The 17,141-nt window shown below is 40.6% G+C and carries 11 protein-coding genes; 9 read left to right on the top strand and 2 right to left on the bottom strand.

Annotation, left to right across the window (positions count from 1 at the left end; genetic code table 11):
• Positions 1 to 210: 210 nt before the first annotated feature.
• Positions 211 to 864: a helix-turn-helix domain-containing protein gene (locus ABF638_RS17325; RefSeq protein WP_435024131.1), complete on the bottom strand. Its 654-nt coding sequence runs from the start codon at positions 862 to 864 to the stop codon at positions 211 to 213.
• Positions 854 to 1,075, bottom strand: a complete 222-nt coding sequence (locus ABF638_RS17320; RefSeq protein WP_435024130.1) for a helix-turn-helix domain-containing protein — start codon at positions 1,073 to 1,075, stop codon at positions 854 to 856. The genes ABF638_RS17325 and ABF638_RS17320 overlap by 11 nt, the downstream gene beginning before the upstream one ends.
• A gap of 508 nt (positions 1,076 to 1,583) precedes the next feature.
• Between ABF638_RS17320 and ABF638_RS17315 the strand changes: the two genes are divergently transcribed.
• From ABF638_RS17315 to ABF638_RS17275, 9 genes are all read left to right on the top strand, one after another.
• Entirely contained in the window at positions 1,584 to 1,934 is a 351-nt protein-coding gene (locus ABF638_RS17315; protein WP_392476769.1) for a hypothetical protein, read from the top strand.
• Positions 1,931 to 3,604 carry a hypothetical protein gene (locus ABF638_RS17310; protein ID WP_435024129.1) on the top strand — a complete coding sequence of 558 codons (1,674 nt, stop codon included), beginning with the start codon at positions 1,931 to 1,933 and terminating at the stop codon, positions 3,602 to 3,604. Before ABF638_RS17315 ends, ABF638_RS17310 begins: the two co-directional genes overlap by 4 nt.
• 485 nt (positions 3,605 to 4,089) lie before the next feature.
• Entirely contained in the window at positions 4,090 to 4,821 is a 732-nt protein-coding gene (locus ABF638_RS17305) for a hypothetical protein (protein WP_435024128.1), read from the top strand.
• Positions 4,818 to 5,315: a hypothetical protein gene (locus tag ABF638_RS17300; protein ID WP_435024127.1), complete on the top strand. Its 498-nt coding sequence runs from the start codon at positions 4,818 to 4,820 to the stop codon at positions 5,313 to 5,315. The genes ABF638_RS17305 and ABF638_RS17300 overlap by 4 nt, the downstream gene beginning before the upstream one ends.
• A 29-nt stretch (positions 5,316 to 5,344) precedes the next feature.
• The gene (locus ABF638_RS17295) at positions 5,345 to 9,316 is read left to right on the top strand and encodes a hypothetical protein (protein WP_435024126.1); all 3,972 of its coding nucleotides are present in this window, start codon (positions 5,345 to 5,347) and stop codon (positions 9,314 to 9,316) included.
• A 271-nt stretch (positions 9,317 to 9,587) separates the two neighbouring features.
• Complete coding sequence (locus tag ABF638_RS17290) at positions 9,588 to 12,734, top strand: DNA-directed RNA polymerase subunit alpha C-terminal domain-containing protein (protein WP_435024125.1); 3,147 nt, start codon at positions 9,588 to 9,590, stop codon at positions 12,732 to 12,734.
• Entirely contained in the window at positions 12,731 to 15,286 is a 2,556-nt protein-coding gene (locus ABF638_RS17285; RefSeq protein WP_435024124.1) for a PglZ domain-containing protein, read from the top strand. The genes ABF638_RS17290 and ABF638_RS17285 overlap by 4 nt, the downstream gene beginning before the upstream one ends.
• A 39-nt stretch (positions 15,287 to 15,325) precedes the next feature.
• Positions 15,326 to 16,762 (top strand): BREX system Lon protease-like protein BrxL, encoded by a 1,437-nt coding sequence (gene brxL / locus ABF638_RS17280; protein ID WP_435024122.1) that lies wholly within the window; start codon positions 15,326 to 15,328, stop codon positions 16,760 to 16,762.
• A 182-nt stretch (positions 16,763 to 16,944) separates the two neighbouring features.
• The coding region (locus tag ABF638_RS17275; protein ID WP_435024121.1) for a hypothetical protein at positions 16,945 to 17,141 on the top strand (197 nt) is incomplete at its 3' end.

Below are 17,141 nucleotides of genomic sequence, written 5' to 3'. Positions count from 1 at the left end.
AGTACTTGAAGAGTTAACTTTCAGACTCTTGTCCTCATTTACCTCTACCCATAGCAGCTTCCAACCATACTTGTTTTCCATATTGCGGCACTTCTCTTTTCTCTGTTGCAGCGTGCCGCGACTCTAATTTTTCTTGGTACTCATGCCCTACTCCACTTCAAGAGAGCAACGCTAATGCTACAGGCTTGATTAAATTTAAAGCGATTGCACTCATGCTGCAATCATCCCACTTGCATTTGTGCTTTTTGAATTGAGTGTGCTGATTTTGCCTTCTTTGACTTCATCAGCTACTTGAACTACTTTTTGTTCCTTCTCAGAACTTCCACCATCCTTATCAGGTACGCGAACTAGTAGATCGCCAACTTCACACTCCAAAATCTGGCATAACTTGTCTAATGTCTCCAAAGGTATTGATTTGGCTTTGCCATACTCAATTTTCTGAACATTAGCCAACGACATTTCAAGTCTTCTTGCTAGCTCATTCTGTTGCAAGCCTCTCGATTCCCTTAATTGTTTTAGTCTGATTTGAATTCGTGTGCCTTCAGCAATTATGCAAGGTTGTCTTGGAATTAGATTATTAAGCGGAGGTCGAAACCAAGGAATTAAAGCTGCTTCAATTTTTGATAGTAAATTCAGATCAGTTTGTAAGTATGCAATTCTAATCCCAGCAATAGCACCAAGCTCTACTCCTTTACTATGTGCTTGCCATCTTGTTCTAAGATTTATAGCTCTGCCAATATACTGCACTACTCCTTGAGCATCGACAGCAAAGTAGATACAGGGTGTGGTGGGTAACTGCGATCGCTCACAAAGTGGTAGTGAAGGTAAAGCAAGAGGATCTATAGTGGCAGGATTAATCACCATGTTTTAACTCCTGGGCTGGTATCCATTTCAGTAAAATATCTGGTTGTATGTTGTATCGACTACAAATCGCATCCATAACATCTCTACCAAGATACTGAGCGGAATTGTTGTACAGGCTATATGCGGTAGTCCGGCTAATACCAGTTTCTTGCCAGAACTGATAAACGCTTATTCCCCTGCTGTCAACAAATTCTTTAATACGATTTTTCATGGGCATACTCGTACTTTAGATCATAAATACCATTCTATTCCAAATCGATTGTTATTACAAACAAGTTATTATTACTGAAATTCCTTAGTAATAGATAGCACAAAAATGGTACTGCTTAGAAATCTAAAGCGCTTTTGTATTCCCCTAAATGGAGTTTCACATTCGATGTCTATCTCTGCATACTATGAGGAAAGCACAAAATTTGTTTACGCACTAAGCTTTTTGGCTGAATGGATAAAGTTGCTGATTAGCAGTATCTAAGCGTATGCTGTTATACAAGTAATTTGCCAGTTAACCGTTGCTCATGACCAAACTTGACCGAATACTAGTAGCCTAACTTCCTGATCAGTATGAGATTGTTAAATCTGTCCTCAATGATCGTATTAAATCGATTAAACATCAAGCCAACCAAAATTGGCGATGAGTCCTACATCAGTGGTAAGCAATTAAAACTACTCGACCAGTTAGATATTGCATAAAAGTGGGTAATAATATGGCAGAGTTCGATATATCCAGTTCGTCAGCACCCTACCGTGGGAGAGTACAAGCTCAAGGGGGGGATATTTCTCAAAATGGTGGCTACAGCTACCCTTGGGCAAAACAAAGCCCTGTTACAGAGCAAGAGGGCTTATTATTTCTTGATAAAATTCAAGCAGAATGCAGTAAGGAGCAACAAAAAGAACGAAAACAAGCCTTTTCTAAGGCTAAACGTTTTGTGAAAACTGCGAGTGAGCAAGGTGGTGTTGGGCCTGAATCGCAGCCACACTCATTCCAAGATCCTAAGCGTAAAGTCCCTAATTCTCGTGTTGACATTGAGATTGCAATGGGGCGCACTTTTGTACCAAAAGAAACAGAATGACAACTATCCTTGTAGAAGTACAAAAATTTTTAGACTCTGATAATATCGATAGAGCAAGAGAAGAAGTGGCAAAAACTTTCAGCAACCTAAAAGCTGTGAATGCCAGTATTCGAGATTTTGCCGCACTACTTGCTCTGGGATCGCAGAAGGCTCTAGAAATAGGCTTGGGAGTATTGGGGCGTGAACTTCTTAAGAAAGATTCGGAAGTTAAAATTGAAGTGATTTGGTTATTTCTCGCAGCAATATTATCCCGACAGAGCATTACTCCTGATAGTCCATCAAGAATTAGTATTCTTGGACTTACATCTTATGTGAAGGATTGGGAATCACCTATTTTTACGCTACTAACTCCTGCACTAGATTATTTTTTTAAGATTAGCCTTTCTCAAGGAGGTCATCTTATTGCCGAACAAACTCTGGATTTCATTGCCACTTATGGAGACAGTTATGCAAAAGCTCCTCGAACAAAGAAGCAACTTAAAGAGCTTGAATATTCTACTGAGTTGGTGCTGAATCAAGTAGATGACTTGGAGCTAAAAGAAGAATGGGCTGAAGGAATAAAAATATTTTCTCAAACAGCTAAAAAAGCTCGTCAGGATAAATACTATGATGAACGTATATGGTCGGCTGGTAGTAATTTATTAAAAGAAATTTATACTACTCAAGTCTTAAATTCTGATACAGAATCGAGTGATTATTATAAAGTAAAAGAGAATATACACCGATTAATTACTTCATCTCTTGCGGCATTTGGAACAATTCTTAGTGGTGATGGCTTATCAGTCGCAGTTCATATTGACAACCATCAAGAGGAAAAACCTTGGTCAGTTATTGCTAGTGTAATTGATAAGTTAGAGCGATTATTTCAAGAAATTGCAGATATGACTTTTACTAATATGTCTAAATTGCCTACGTTTATACCTGCACAGGCAATGCCGGGATCATGGACAATTATTCTTCATATAAGCCTTAATTCTAATCAATCAACTTCCCTTGCAACACAAATAAAATATCTTTCTTTAACAGAAGACAATGGAGAAAGTAAAAGCAAATTATCTTTGTTTAATAGTTGGAAAGATTGTATAGAAAAGCTAAAAAAAGATGATATTCGAGTAAATTTAGCTATTTCTACCGATGCTCCAGAGTTTCACATTGTTAAATCCATTTCTACAAGAGATATTCCCAATATTGAAAAGCCTCCCCAGCCCAGCATTAGGGTTCTTTCTCATGATGTTCCGCAGGCTAACAACCTTGAACGAGTTATATATTTCGCATCACTACTAGTTCAATATCCATCTTCTCCATCAATTGTGCGAGAAAAGTTTTTAGAGACAAAGGGAACTGTTAGTAGAGATTTCTTTTATTATCAAACAGCAGTAAAAATTCTTGGGCTTGCAGATGAACGTGTGCAACTAACTCCCGCCTGTTCTGTACTTAATCGCTTGCCATCAAGAGAAGGAAAAATGAGGTTTCTGGCTTATCAATTTATATCATCAAATATTGGGTCAGCATGGTTTAGTTGGGAAAATGCAAATGATATTTCTGAAATTAAGCCTGAAAATGCAGAGCAATTTTTGAATGAAGTGTGTCCATCACTTTCAAAAAATACAGCTAAACGACGTGCTAAAACATTAGAATCTTGGCTCAATATATTCATCGAAAACTGGTAAGAAGTGAAAGTTAAATAATCAGTACTGTATTAATACTTGCAACTTTAATAAAATAAACACTAAACGCTAAATTAACCCCTACTAATTATTAAAACTTCCAATACCTGTAAAATCTCTTTAACAGCTGCTTTCTCTCGGTTCATCTACTGAACTCGGTTTAGTAACCACTTAGGGATATACTTCGATGACTTTAAACTGTAACTAATTATAGCCTCATTGAGAGTACCATTACATACGCCACATACGCCGTCTCGAAGAGTATCGCAGAGGCTCTCAGCCTTCAGGCTAAGAGCCATTTAGGGCAAAGGCTGTCTCTTAACTAAGTGCCATTCAGTAATATATATGATTTTTCCTCATTTATGAGAAATCCGCGTAAGATAGTTTTGGAATAATCAAGGTATAAACCCGAACTTTTGGATTTTTTCAACGGGAAGTAGTAATTGGGTAACAAGTAGAACCTCGCCCTTTTAAGGGTACAACTCAGCATGGCTAAATTTTTTCAGGATCATATGTGGCAGGACAGTATTTTTGCCATTAAGCTCAGTTGTAAAGTAAGCGATTTTGAGCCTTTTTATGGTCAATTAATAGAAAAGTTGCCTCAAACTTCAGAAGAAACAAGGAGGCGAGGTGCAGGAACAATTGTAAAACGATTTTTCTCTGAAAAAACTCTTAACCAACCGACGCGGCTGACGTGGCGTAGCTACAAAGATGAAAAGCTGTTGCAGCATTTGATGCGGTATCAGTTTTTGATGAGTGAGCCAGTGATTGCGGACTTCGCCAAACTTAACGTTCTGAACCGCGAACCTGGAGATCATCTGGAGTTTAGGGATTTGGCTGACTCTTTTCTTCAACAAACCTACGGAGAAGTTAAACCGAAACTCAGACAGAGGTTGAGTGCAGCACTGCAAGCAACTGGATTAGTCACGCGATCGCAACAGATAATGTATGTGCGGGAACAAGCGGACATAGAACGTGCTTTTGGGGTGTTGCTCCATGTGTTGTTTGCACCTCAATCCACAACAATCGCCGTCAAAGACATTCTCAATCATGTATTTTGGCGCTACTTGGGACTGCGCGAACCCAGTGATGTAGTCAAGTTGTTGCGTTGCTTAGAAGCTCAGAGAATCATCGTCAAGTATGTACGTGCCGATCAGCTGGAGCAAGTCACTACGGCATACAGCGCTGACGAAATTTTGAATCACAAGAGGTTGCCGTGAATCTACAGGACTTTGAAGCTGTTGCTGAGAGCCTAGCTAGTAGTGTCCGTGCTGGTCGTCATCTATTCTTTATCCATGAACCAGAAGACAAAGTTTTGAACTTGCTTCGTGCTTCTCTGAAACATGGTAAACAGCCTGCCAACCGCTTGCAAATCCTCAATCTTAGCGAACTTGCAGAGCCTCTACCTAATCGGGAAGCTGTATTAAGATTAACAGAGAAACTCAAAGAACAGCTGGAACAAATCCGTAGTGTAGGGATACCCCAATTTTTAGTGCTGACCAAGCCCATGCTGTTGGTTCGCTACCAAATAGGACTGTCACCTCTCTACGAATACTACCTCAGAGATGGCACTGCTGCGATGATTATGTTGCCATCAGTTCCCAGTTTGGAATCATTAGAGGCATTACCCAACTGTGCGAGGGTGGATGTTGAAACACTCAGGAAGCCTTTCCCAGAAGTGGGACGAGTTGAAAGTCCCCTAATTAATCTTTAAGCCATACACATTAAAAGGGAGTATATATCTTGACCACTGAACTAGCCCCATTACGGGAACTCATTATTCCTAAAGCTAAACGACCCGAAACTACCCTTTCGTTGATTGAAGCGCTACGTAAGCCAGTAGAAACAGTCGAAACCTATATCTTTACAGACTCCATTCGAGCTTACTTTAACCAAATTTTTGCAGAGGTAGTGGCTCTTCGCGGTCAAGCATTTTGGATTCAGGCAGAGTATGGGGCTGGTAAAACACACTTTCTTGGTACCTTAGCCTCCTTATTAGGGGAACAGTGCAATGCTGTTGAACAGAAAATTTGGGATGCTGTCAGCGATCTTGAAATCCAAAATGAGCGGTTTCAAATACAACCCAAGCGACTACTAACAGTTGTATTTTCTCTGCGAGGAGAAGGAGGAAAAACAGGTCTTCTAGAGCGCAGTCTCTTTGACATTATTGCCCGTGAAACAGCCCAATCATGGGAATTGCAACGCCAGCAACATCATCACTTACCTCCTCTGAGAGTGACAACAGATGATGATTTGTTGGAATGGTATCAAAACTGTAAGGAGGGATTGCGTTCCGATATCGAGAGGTTTGTTAAGGCAGAAGCTAGCGTTACGTTCGCTGAGTTGCGTTCAGAAGAGGGGGACAGCGCTGCTGCCGAACAGATATTACGTTACTGTCAGAGTAATGGAATTCAGCCTGAAATTGCTATCAGCACAAAAGAAAGAGTCAGACATATTTATCGGCAGATTCAAGAAGCCGGGTATACAGGGATGCTGATAGTAATGGATGAGTTTGCTTTCTGGCAAGACCGGGAAAAAACTGATGAACAAAGGGCAGCTGATGAAGAAACCCTAGAAACAATTGGTCATGTCTTGCCTAGAGATGAAGGGGCAAACATTTGGGTGATTGTGGCTTCTCAGAAGGCTGCTCCTACCAAGTTGAAAGGTGATCGCTTTAAGGAGCTAAGTCTATTAGCCGATAGAAACCAAACTGATTACTACACAATTGCTTCTCGGAGAATCCGAGACATACAACCTAACCGAGAACCAGAAATTAATCAATATTATGACTTTTATCGCAATAACTTTAAGTTTCTCAGGTTAAATAATATTAATTATGAGCAATTTATAGACCGTTTTCCGTTTCAGCCGCGTGCCTTTGATATTATCCGTCGGGTTACACGGGAGAACTTACCTTCAGCAAGATTTGGCATCGGTGTGCTGTATGACATTTTGAAACGGGGAGAGCTACTACAGCAAAATCGACTGATTATCGCTAGCGATTTATTAAAAAGTAGTAGTCTGACTGATGGATTTAAAGACACGCTCTACGAAGACAGCTACAAAGCATATCAGGAAGCCAAAGATAATCTAACAGAAATGGAGGAAATAGAGGCTTCGGAGCGTCTCGTTGCAGATAACATCCTGGGAACTTTGTTTTTAGAACATATTGCCTACCTGGATTCTGGAATAGAACATTGGCTAAAAGTATCAGACATCGTAGAGGCAACGCTAACTCAATCTGATGTGCTTATGAGCGAGGACACAATTGATTCGGTGTTACTACAATTAAAAGAATTGAATCAAATTGAGTACCAATCACAAAAACAAGTAGTAGGTGAGAGACAAGCCCGTTTTGTCTCAGTAGAAAGTGATAGATCCAATAATCCAGTCTATAAGTTTAGAAGTGCTAAGGGGAGAACCACAAATGATGAGGGCAAACTTTTAACAACCTGGCGAGAAATTATTCTAGCTTCACCAAATAAAACTTTTGGCAAGGACAACTTATTAAATAAATTCAGTTTAAACACTACAGCCTCAAAGCGTGTTATCTATAATCGGGTGGAGTACAAACAGGAAGTTGTACTGACAGATCAGTGGAACAGTAGCGCTTATGGTAGTCAACTAGATTTAGATAACCATGCGCGAATTATTATCTTGACCTATCCCGGTGAAATTGATTCTTCAGAAATTTTAGATGACCGAATTGCTGTTGTGGCTCCCGCTGTGCTGACTCAATCAGCTAAGGAATTAATTCGAGATTGGCTAACAGTTGATGCCCTAGAAGAAAGATACCGCAATGATGCAACAGCAGACGGGGAAAAAATGCGGGAGTTTCTTAAGGAGAAACGGCGGGAAATCGTTCCAGAACTCCAGAAAACTCAAGTTGATGCTTATCGGAAAGGAAAAGTTTTTACACGGCGCTCTTTGGGCATGAAGCTAAGTGACATTTTTCGTCAAGCTACTGCGGAGCAGGCGATTGAGTCTATAGCTCAAAAACTACTGGCAGACGCTTACACTCAGGCATTAATTAATGCTTCAGAGTTTAAGAGCGGGAAAAGCTTGGAACTTGCAGATGTGCGTAAAGTATTTGAAGGATTGTTAATCTCTAATCCATCGGTTGCTAACCGAAATGCTGTCGAAAACTATGGAGTTGGACTGGGATTAACGCCTGCTCAAAATTCGGCGACGTTTAATCCTCAAAATTGTCAGGTTTTTGAGATTCTGCGTCAGCAGCTAAATCAGCATCAAGGTCGGGTAACAAGAATTCAGTTGGAGAAGCTACTAGTTGGTTCGCCTTATGGATTGACAAGGGATTTACTATCTCTCTACCTGCTGTGTTTCGTACATCACGGCAACCCACGAGTGGAGCTAGAGTTGAGCCATGATAACACCATAAAACTGGAAAATGGTATGGCTCCACCTAAAGGGCGTTTGACAACAGATATAATCCGGCAGGTAAAGTGGAGCAACAAATTTGACCGGGAAATTCGCGTTCTGCAAGAGTCTGTTGGGGTTGACTGGAATCAAGTTGTTCCTTTTGCCCGCATCCTGGATGACACCTTGACAACGACAACAGACTCACAACAAAAGTTAGAGCAGTATGAGCGGCTAAAACGTGGTTGTCAAACATGGGGGCAGCGAGTAGCACTTGTAGATAATAGTCTCAGAAGCTTGGCTAGAACGTTGGGTTCTACCCTGCCAGCGTCAGTATCTGAACAACTTTCACCTTTGCAGTTACTAACTCAAACTTCAGATTTAGATAACTTCTTTGAAACTGCCCAGTCTCAATTTGGGAGTGAGGAACAGCTGGTAAAGGTAATCGGGGATTTTGTGGCTCTGGAAAATTTATCCCATCTGAGTACAGATTTGGGGGCTGATCGGGCTTATCTGCGACAACTGAAGGATTCACTCCCATTGGATGCAGATCCTTTACGTCAAAGCCTGGATGAAGTGCTGGTGCAGTTTAATTTGGAGCAACTGCTAGAGTCGTCCAGTTTTCAGGAGAGTTTGCGATCGCAGCTTGAACAGATCAAAAATGAGTATATCAACCAGTACCGCATCCATCACCGTGAGCATTACCAAGCGGTGGAAACTTTACGCACTGACTTAGCTGGGGCACAAGAAAAGTTGAAAACTTTGGAACGGTTAAATAGGATTAGTGAACTTGGTTTACCCATTGCTCTCAATCACCGACAGCTACAGCAGGCTTTGCTAAACCAGCTACAGGTCTGTTCAGTGATCGATTTGGAGTTGCAGCAGGGTTTAGTACATGATCCATTATGTGGGCATTGTCGGTTGGAATTACGGCAATCAGTCCCCACGGATCAGGTTACAGCTTGGCAACAGAATTTAAACCGGGCAATGATAGAGCAGTTTGCTCGGTTGAAAAGCGAAACGGTTAAACGCCTGCTCAGAAATGCCGAGACTGAATATCTAAGGAACCTGCTGCAAGTTCTGGAGTCAGGTAATGCCGAGGATCTCGTTGGGTTGCTAACAGATGAGGTAACGCAAATCCTCCAATCCCTCTTACAGCAAGCGAATGTTGTCTCTGCCACAAGTAATGTACTGGGACAAATAAGAGAAACTTATCCCACCATAGAGCGCCAGCAACTAAGAGAAGTTGTACAGGCAGTGGAATTACTTCTAGAGGCAAATTTTGAAGAAGTAGAACAGGTAAATCCAGGTAAGACTGTGCGAATTAACCTTGAGTAATCTGTGATCTGGTCAACAATTAGGAATTCTTTTGGAAAAGAGAACAGCTAGAATTGTGTCTATCGATTCTAGCCCGCATTCTGCACCCTCCATTAAAAAAATAAGTAGTTTGAGTAATTTTTCTCTAGTATAGAGTAATTTTTATAACCTAAAATACATTTAATAGTGTTCCCAGTCTTCAGTTTGACTGTTCACCAAATATCGAAATTCAGGTCTTCAGTCCCCTTCCAGCCTCCCCAAATCCTAGATGTAACATTTTAAGGTGCAGAATGTGAGTTACGAGCTAATTGTACAGATTTTAGGGCGATCGCCCCAAGGCTTCACTCCATTTGAAATTTTAGACCACCTTCTGGCTCTACCCCACTATCAGGGGCGTAGCAGAAGTAGTATTTTTGCTGAACTATTATTTGTCCTTCAAAGTTTACGAGATTCCCAAGAAGTTGCTCATGTTTCTCCCCGTTGGGTGCTAGTGGAGACCCAGGAAAAAACTTCAGAAGAACTTGGTGATCAGTCTACTGAACAAAATCTGACAGAATTAACATTAGCTATAGAACAGGAGGCTTACCCTGTTGTAGATATTTCACTGGATTGTGCTAATCCAGTAATGACAGTTGAAAAGCCGAAAGAGACTAACAACGTCAATAATACCGCGTTTGATTTTCCTATTGAAATACTAAATTTATCTAAACGAGTTTTCCATTCACTGAAGAGAGCTAGAATCAATACTGTTGCAGAACTACAAAGCTATTCTGACGAATATTTATTGACTATCGACGGTTTTGGACAAACATCACTGGATAATGTAAAGTCAGTACTAGCTATATTTCAACCAACACCATATTCTAGAGCAACTCAAGAGCTTTCTCTCCAGCCAGAATGGTTAAAACTTTGTTTATTACAAATACCTACAATTTGCTTATCTATATCTCCCCACCTACATCAATTTATCAGCAAATATTCTACAGTTGCCCACTTGATTGATGCTTTTGAAGCAGGAGATATAATAGTACAATATCCACATGAATATGGAGAAATTAGAGTTTTAATAACTCCTTTCCAATTATTGCGTGATGCTTCTCTCGACTATGTTAACTGGCTTACTAGTCTCCCTAAAGTTACACTCATTCAAGTCTTGACAAAATATCAGTGGACACCAAATATTCTAAAAGAATTGTCTGCACGTGAAATTTTGTCATCAATTGCCTCAGATGCACGTGAAATTACTTGTCAGGCTATTATTTTTGGCAGAATCCCATCTAAAAGTTTTATTACCATTGCAGAAGAGATAGATGACTGGTTTGATGACTTGAATGACCAAGAAAAAATTGTCTTAAAGCAACAGTTAGGTTTACAAAATGGAAAACGGAGAAACCTTGCAGATATCGGAAGAGTAATAGGATTAAGCCGGGAAAGAGTGCGGCAGATTGAAGGTAAAGCAAAAAATAAGTTGAATGATATCAATAAAAAAAGTATTTTATTACAATTTAGGCGGGTATCAATTGAAGCTCTACATTCTGCTGGTTGCATCAATAATCTTCAAGAGTGGTGTGAAGATATAGCTCAGATATATCCTGCTGGTGAGATTCATTTACCATCATTTATTTTATGGGTTATGGACTTTATTCCTGAAATACATAGTATTCAGATTTTGGAAAAGCAATTCTTCTATATAGCTCCATTTACTAACCAAATTTTTGAAAATCTAGAAGATCAGCTTACAGAGTTTTGGACAGAACAAAGATTTAGCGATCGCTCTCAACTTCACCAAATTATACTACCTCTTTTACCTGAAGATATTCTTAATTCTGAGCAAGTAGCAGATACTTTAATTAATACCTGTTGCAATGAGCAGCTTCCGGGCATATTCAGTGCTATTCAATGGGATTTAGCAGATTATGCCTACTATGTTATATCTGAGGCAGGGAAAGCCCTTCACTTTTCGGAAATAGGTCAACTACTCAAACAGCTTAAGCCTGACTGGAAAGCAGATAATATCGAAAGGGCTGCACAGAGCTTGGTTGATAGGCATCCAGAAATTATCCGTTCTGGTAGTGGTATTTATGGACTACGAGAGTGGGGGACTATGGAATACGGTCACTTTCGTGAAGTTTTGCTTGACTATCTGAGTAAACAGTCTTTACCTGTAGATGCTGAAGATATCTATACTGATTTGAGTCAATCCTATGCAGTTACTCAACCTACAGTTACAATGACCTTAAGTTTTCACCCAAATCTATTCAAGAAAATTGGGCGCAGCAACTTGTACGGAGTTCCAGGAAGATTTTACGAATTACCGGAACAAAATTTAATAAATTTATTAGTTGCTAAACTTAAAGCTAGTCCTGTTACCTTGTCGGACTTAGAACAAGATATTGACCTGTGTAAGTATGATGCCAAAACCATATATTTATACTTAAATGTTAGCCCTCTTTTTTGTCAAACTGCTTCTAATAAGGAAAAGAAATTTGGTTTATCTATTGAAGGTAAACGTCAGTACCAACCAGGAGAAGCTTCAAAGATAATTAGAGATATTTTTAATCAAATCCGTGAACCTCTTCATGCTAAAGATTTTCTACAGTTCCTTGGTAATTTCTACGCTTATCCACCAGGAGAATCAGCTTTTTGGCGCACACTTTCTGAAGCTCAAGATTATATAAATATCGCAGAAGCTATCTTTATCCCACGGAACTGGATGAGTGATGAAACTCTAAATCCCATTTTAGAAGACTTAGATACAGAGCTATTCCGAGAAATTGTTCTATTTACTTTAGGATCTAAGCGCCAACAGCCGACTTCTGAGACACTATTTAATTGGCTCAATTTTTGCTATCGAAATCGCTTTTTCTATCGTGGTTCATTGATTTACGCTCAAGTTAACCTGGGTGAACTGTCGGACAAAAAAGCACAGGCAGTTCGCCAGATTGGCAAAGTGTGCCAGCGTAATGGGGATACTTCAGTGCTGGCCATAGGGCAAGATGCTAACAGTGAGGAAGTTGATCGTTCTCTCCGTTTAGACCTTGAAGACTTGCAACAACAGGCTCAATCTGTGCAGCGTACTCTATCAAAAGGTTTAGCTTCTGTACAAGATGGCAAGTACCGCGTTCGCTATGTTGGTGTTGGTGTTGAAGTTTACATTACCAAATATGGCGGAACGGATAACCCATGCGCCCGTGTTCTACAAGTTCTGGTTAATAGCGAACCATACGATCCCAGCCGACACAACCCAATTCCTACGAATACTGCTACTCTCGACCAGCGACGGGAAGCGCTGCAAAAGCTCTATGAAGCCAAACTGACAGCATATGCACAGGTTGACTCATACCTCCAAGTTGCAATTGGGCAACGACCCAGCTGGGGTGGTGTTGGCTATCGCAACCTGGAGCCTATTACAGAACAAGCAACGGAGGATGTTGCATGAGTATCCCCAGTAAGCTCGATGACTATACCCTTGAGTGGCTAACAAAGTTACCCAAAGCTGCTAAGTTGGTTCTTTGGCTAGATCCTTATACCTTATTGGAACTAGCAGACCATCTAGTTGATAATCGGGGTAAGTCCTGGCAAATCCTTTCCTACCGAGGAGATGATTTTCGCTTTCGCGCCAGACTCAACCATTTGGACAAAACCCAACCCGTAATCATTTGGATACGTCCACCAATCGGCAAAGTCAGCCCACTTCTCGACTTGACATATTTGGCAGACTTACTCAATCGTCACGATGGCATTCTTGACCTGCGTCTAGAAAGCATTCTTGCAGAACTGACACCCTACAAAGCTTGGCCATCTGACTTAGCTACCCAAGACAACCTAGCTGCACCACACTTAGGGGCATTAGCTAATGCGGCAAAACTTTTTCACCACATTACTAACAAATCTGTCCTCAATAGCCATGATCTTAAATTGCTCTTGTTGCATATCGGTCAACCAGAACTGACTTTAGAGCTACTATGCAACATCCCCAGCCAAAGCCCAGCCAGTCTCCTAACTTGGTATCTGCAAATCATTTTGACCACGCCAAGCAATGACCTCAACCCCTCATTGGTTGAACTAATTGGCGATTTCCCTATACCATCTGAGTTTCTGGAATTTCCACCATCTGACCTGATCTGCTTTGTCTACGCCTACCATGCAGCAACAGTAATGCTCACACCTCAAGCGGTCGATCGCCTACTCTGGCTACCCCGTTTGTCGATCGCCTGCTTGTCCATCATCGAATCGGCTCTGACGCTGCTTCAAGAAGATAAAACCACCTGGACAACTTTATTTACCAGAGCCGAGCAACTTTTAACACTTGAAAAACTCAGCGATCTAGTTCGGCAGTTTACCGCTACAAAGCAAGAAATTGCCAGTCGAACTGACATCTCAGGAATTTGGGTGGCAGCAGTTTGTATTGCAATTGAGGAAAGCAAACCCCTAGAGGAATTCGACCCAGTTGTTTACACTCCTCGTTCCCTAATCGGCAACTACTGCTATATAGCTCAAACCCTACAACAAGTCTTAGCAGTGAGTCGGAAGGTGAATAGTCATCTATCTCAACCATGTCCTGTCTTCAATGACATTTCTCACCTACTTGAGTGGTATCGCACTGAGAAAATCCACACTCAGGAATTAGAAATCTCCCGTGCTATCCGTGGCGTTATTAAGTTGAAGCAACTTCCAGGACAATTGTTGGAGAACATCATTAAGCAGCTCCAGAATTTGCGATCGCAGTGGCGAGATTTCCTAAATCACCTAGATGAAAATTTGGCTGATTTAGTAACAGGTTCTAACTGGTCTAAATTTTGTCATCATCCCCGCCATTCAACGCAATTTCTCTCAGATGCTCTGCCATCTTCGATTCCTAATAACACTCGTGTTTGGTTTTTAATATTTGACGGTATGAGGCTAGATGCTTGGGATCTAGTTATCCGTCCTATTCTAGAAGACCAGTTTCAGATTGAAGAAAAACTTTATCTGACTTCTCTGCCATCTATCACTGATATCGCTCGTATTGCTTTAATTGCAGGCACAACTCCCGAACAGTGGAAAAATGCTTCAGGTATACCTATCAAAAATCACAATTTTCTTGCAGCTAAAAAGTTCAAGATTCCTCAAGATCACCGCGACCAAGAACTCCAAATTATTGTCCGTTCTGAAACCGTCGCAGGTCAGCTGAAATTAGGACTTGGCGAAGAAGATGCTAAAAAATACAACATTCTTATTTATAACGTCAGTGATGATTGGATTCACAACTGGCGTGATGACCTTGCCCTGCTCAATGATTTTATTCAAAAAACTTTAGTGGAATCCATACTACCAGATTTAAAATCTCGCATTAATCCCCAAGATATTGTTGTCCTTTCGAGTGACCACGGATTTATCGAACTCGATTTGCAGGATCAAATCAAAATCACCGAGATTAACAGCCATGATGTTCGCTATCGCTACCTGAAAACAGATCAGGCTATCCACGGAAAGAGCGTTAGCTACGGTCTTTCAGAGTATACCTATCAAGTTGCAGTGGGACGGCAATGGTTTAATCGCCCTGATAGCCATAAAATGGAGCGTTTTACTCATGGCGGCATCTCTTTAGATGAAATGGTTGTGCCAGGAGCAATCCTCAAACCCATAACTAAACAAATTCGTAAACTCGAATTACTAGATTTACCAAGTCAGTTGCTCTTGAGCGAGGATGAAGAAATTAAATTAGTTTTCTCCATTCTTAATAGTGGCACACAACGCAGATCCTTTTTAATTAATTGGCGCATTGATGATAACCAACCACAGTTTTTACAGCAAGAACTGGTTGCAGGTACTCATACTCCTGTGACTCTTACTTTCTTAGGTCATCTTGGTCAGCAAATTTTGACGATTGAACTTTTAGATACCGAAGGAACTCGTCATGCTATAAACCGTATATCTCTGCAAATCTCTGCTCGTCACGATAAAGTTGAGTTTTCAGATCCACTAGCTGGATTAGATTTTAATGATTAAAGCTACTGTTATCTCCATGAATGCTAGACTTTTGCCTCCATGAATGCTAGAAAGTCATTAGACGAAAAAGTTCTTGCTCACTTAAGCGATCGTGTCGTTCTTAAGCCCCTGACCCGCTGGAACGATGCCTACAAAGAATTCCCTCGTTATGTCATGGAATACCTCTGTGCTAGGTATGTTGACCCTGCCGATCCTAGTATAGGACAACACAAAATTGACAGACTTCTGAATGAGCATTACGTTGGCTCTGAGGGCAAAGAACTTATCAAAAGCAGAATTAAAGAGAAGGGAGAATATACAATCCTCGGTCAGTTCCAAGTTCGTCTCGATGCGACTCGTGACCATTATTGGGCTGAAGTCCCTGCAATTGGTGAAAGCTATGTCCGTGTTAGCCCTAGTATTCTCCATAAATTTAGTGATGTTTTACTCACTTGCGGAGCTTGGGGAACAGCAGTTCTTGAGTACGATTCTACCTACGAATTAGGTCGTAAAAAGTATCCCTTTTATATTAAGCAATTCACACCTTTCCAAGTAACTCGCTTGGATCTGGATGATTATATTGAAAAAAGAAGATTATTTACAACAAATGAATGGATTGATTTAATAATTACCTCTATCGGCTTTGAGCCGGAACGATTTAATGAACGAGAAAAATATTTAATGTTATTACGCCTTGTGCCATTTGTAGAGGCTAATTACAACTTGATTGAACTGGGGCCGCGTGAGACAGGTAAAACTTACACATATCGCAATACATCCAGCCACTCATTTGTTCTTTCTGGCAGTCGCGCTACACCTGCAACTTTATTTTTTAACCAAAACACTCGTAAGGTAGGAGTTTTAGGGCAGAAAGATGTTGTCTTTTTCGATGAGATAGCCCACACAGAGTTTTCCAATGCCGCGAGTACAATCTCAGTACTTAAAGACTATATGCAAACCGGGCGTTTCTCTCGTGGAAGTGATGAATATAATGCTCAAGCTAGCATAGTCCTTGGTGGCAATATCGATACAGATATAAAAAATAAAAAACCTATAGTTAGCTATAAACATTTTTTTTCTGTGCTACCAGTTGACTTACAAGACACTGCTTTCCTAGATCGAATTCATGCTTTCCTACCTGGTTGGGAAATGCCTAAAATTCGTACTGAAAATTATGCTCAGGGATACGGCTTTATTACTGATTACCTAGCTGAAATATTTAACCGCCTGCGACGCACTAATTATTCTATAAGTATTGAAAAATATGCCAAAATAGAAGGTCTAACTAGCCGCAATCAAACTGCTATCAAGAAAACAGCGGCCGGTCTTCTCAAGCTCATCTACCCTCATCAAGATATAGATTCAATCCAATATGAGGAGTACTCTCTGTGTATTCGTCATGCCATTGAACATCGCAGTCGAGTCATTGACCAACTGGCAATCATGGCTCCTGAAGAGTTTTCAAGTAACTCTCTTGTATCTATCTTAAACTTTTGAAACTGCTATGCTTAGAGGCGAGAAGAGTGCCCATTCGACTTTAGGCTATTTGGTACAGCCTTTGGCAACATAGCCATAGAGCCTTCAGGCTACAAAATTCAGTGGGGTTTAAATGGTACAGCTTCAAGTGCATATCCAGTCTGCCAAAATCTCATTTTTTGAGTAAAACTGGAAAAATGTTGATGAAACTTTCTTTGAGTAAAGTTTTCAGCCGTTGCGTAGCGGCTCATAGCAGCTTCGCTACTTTTACCCATATATGCACACAGACACGAGTTATTTTCCCGCCTCACTTGGTAGAAAAACATCGTCAAGCTGCTTATGCTTTAGACATCTCCAAAATAGTAACATTCTGTGGTAAAAGAACATCAAAGAGCTTTTT

Source organism: Nostoc sp. CALU 1950 (assembly GCF_051172895.1).
GTDB lineage: Bacteria > Cyanobacteriota > Cyanobacteriia > Cyanobacteriales > Nostocaceae > Nostoc > Nostoc edaphicum_A.
This window is presented reverse-complemented; position numbering and strand designations above follow the sequence as displayed.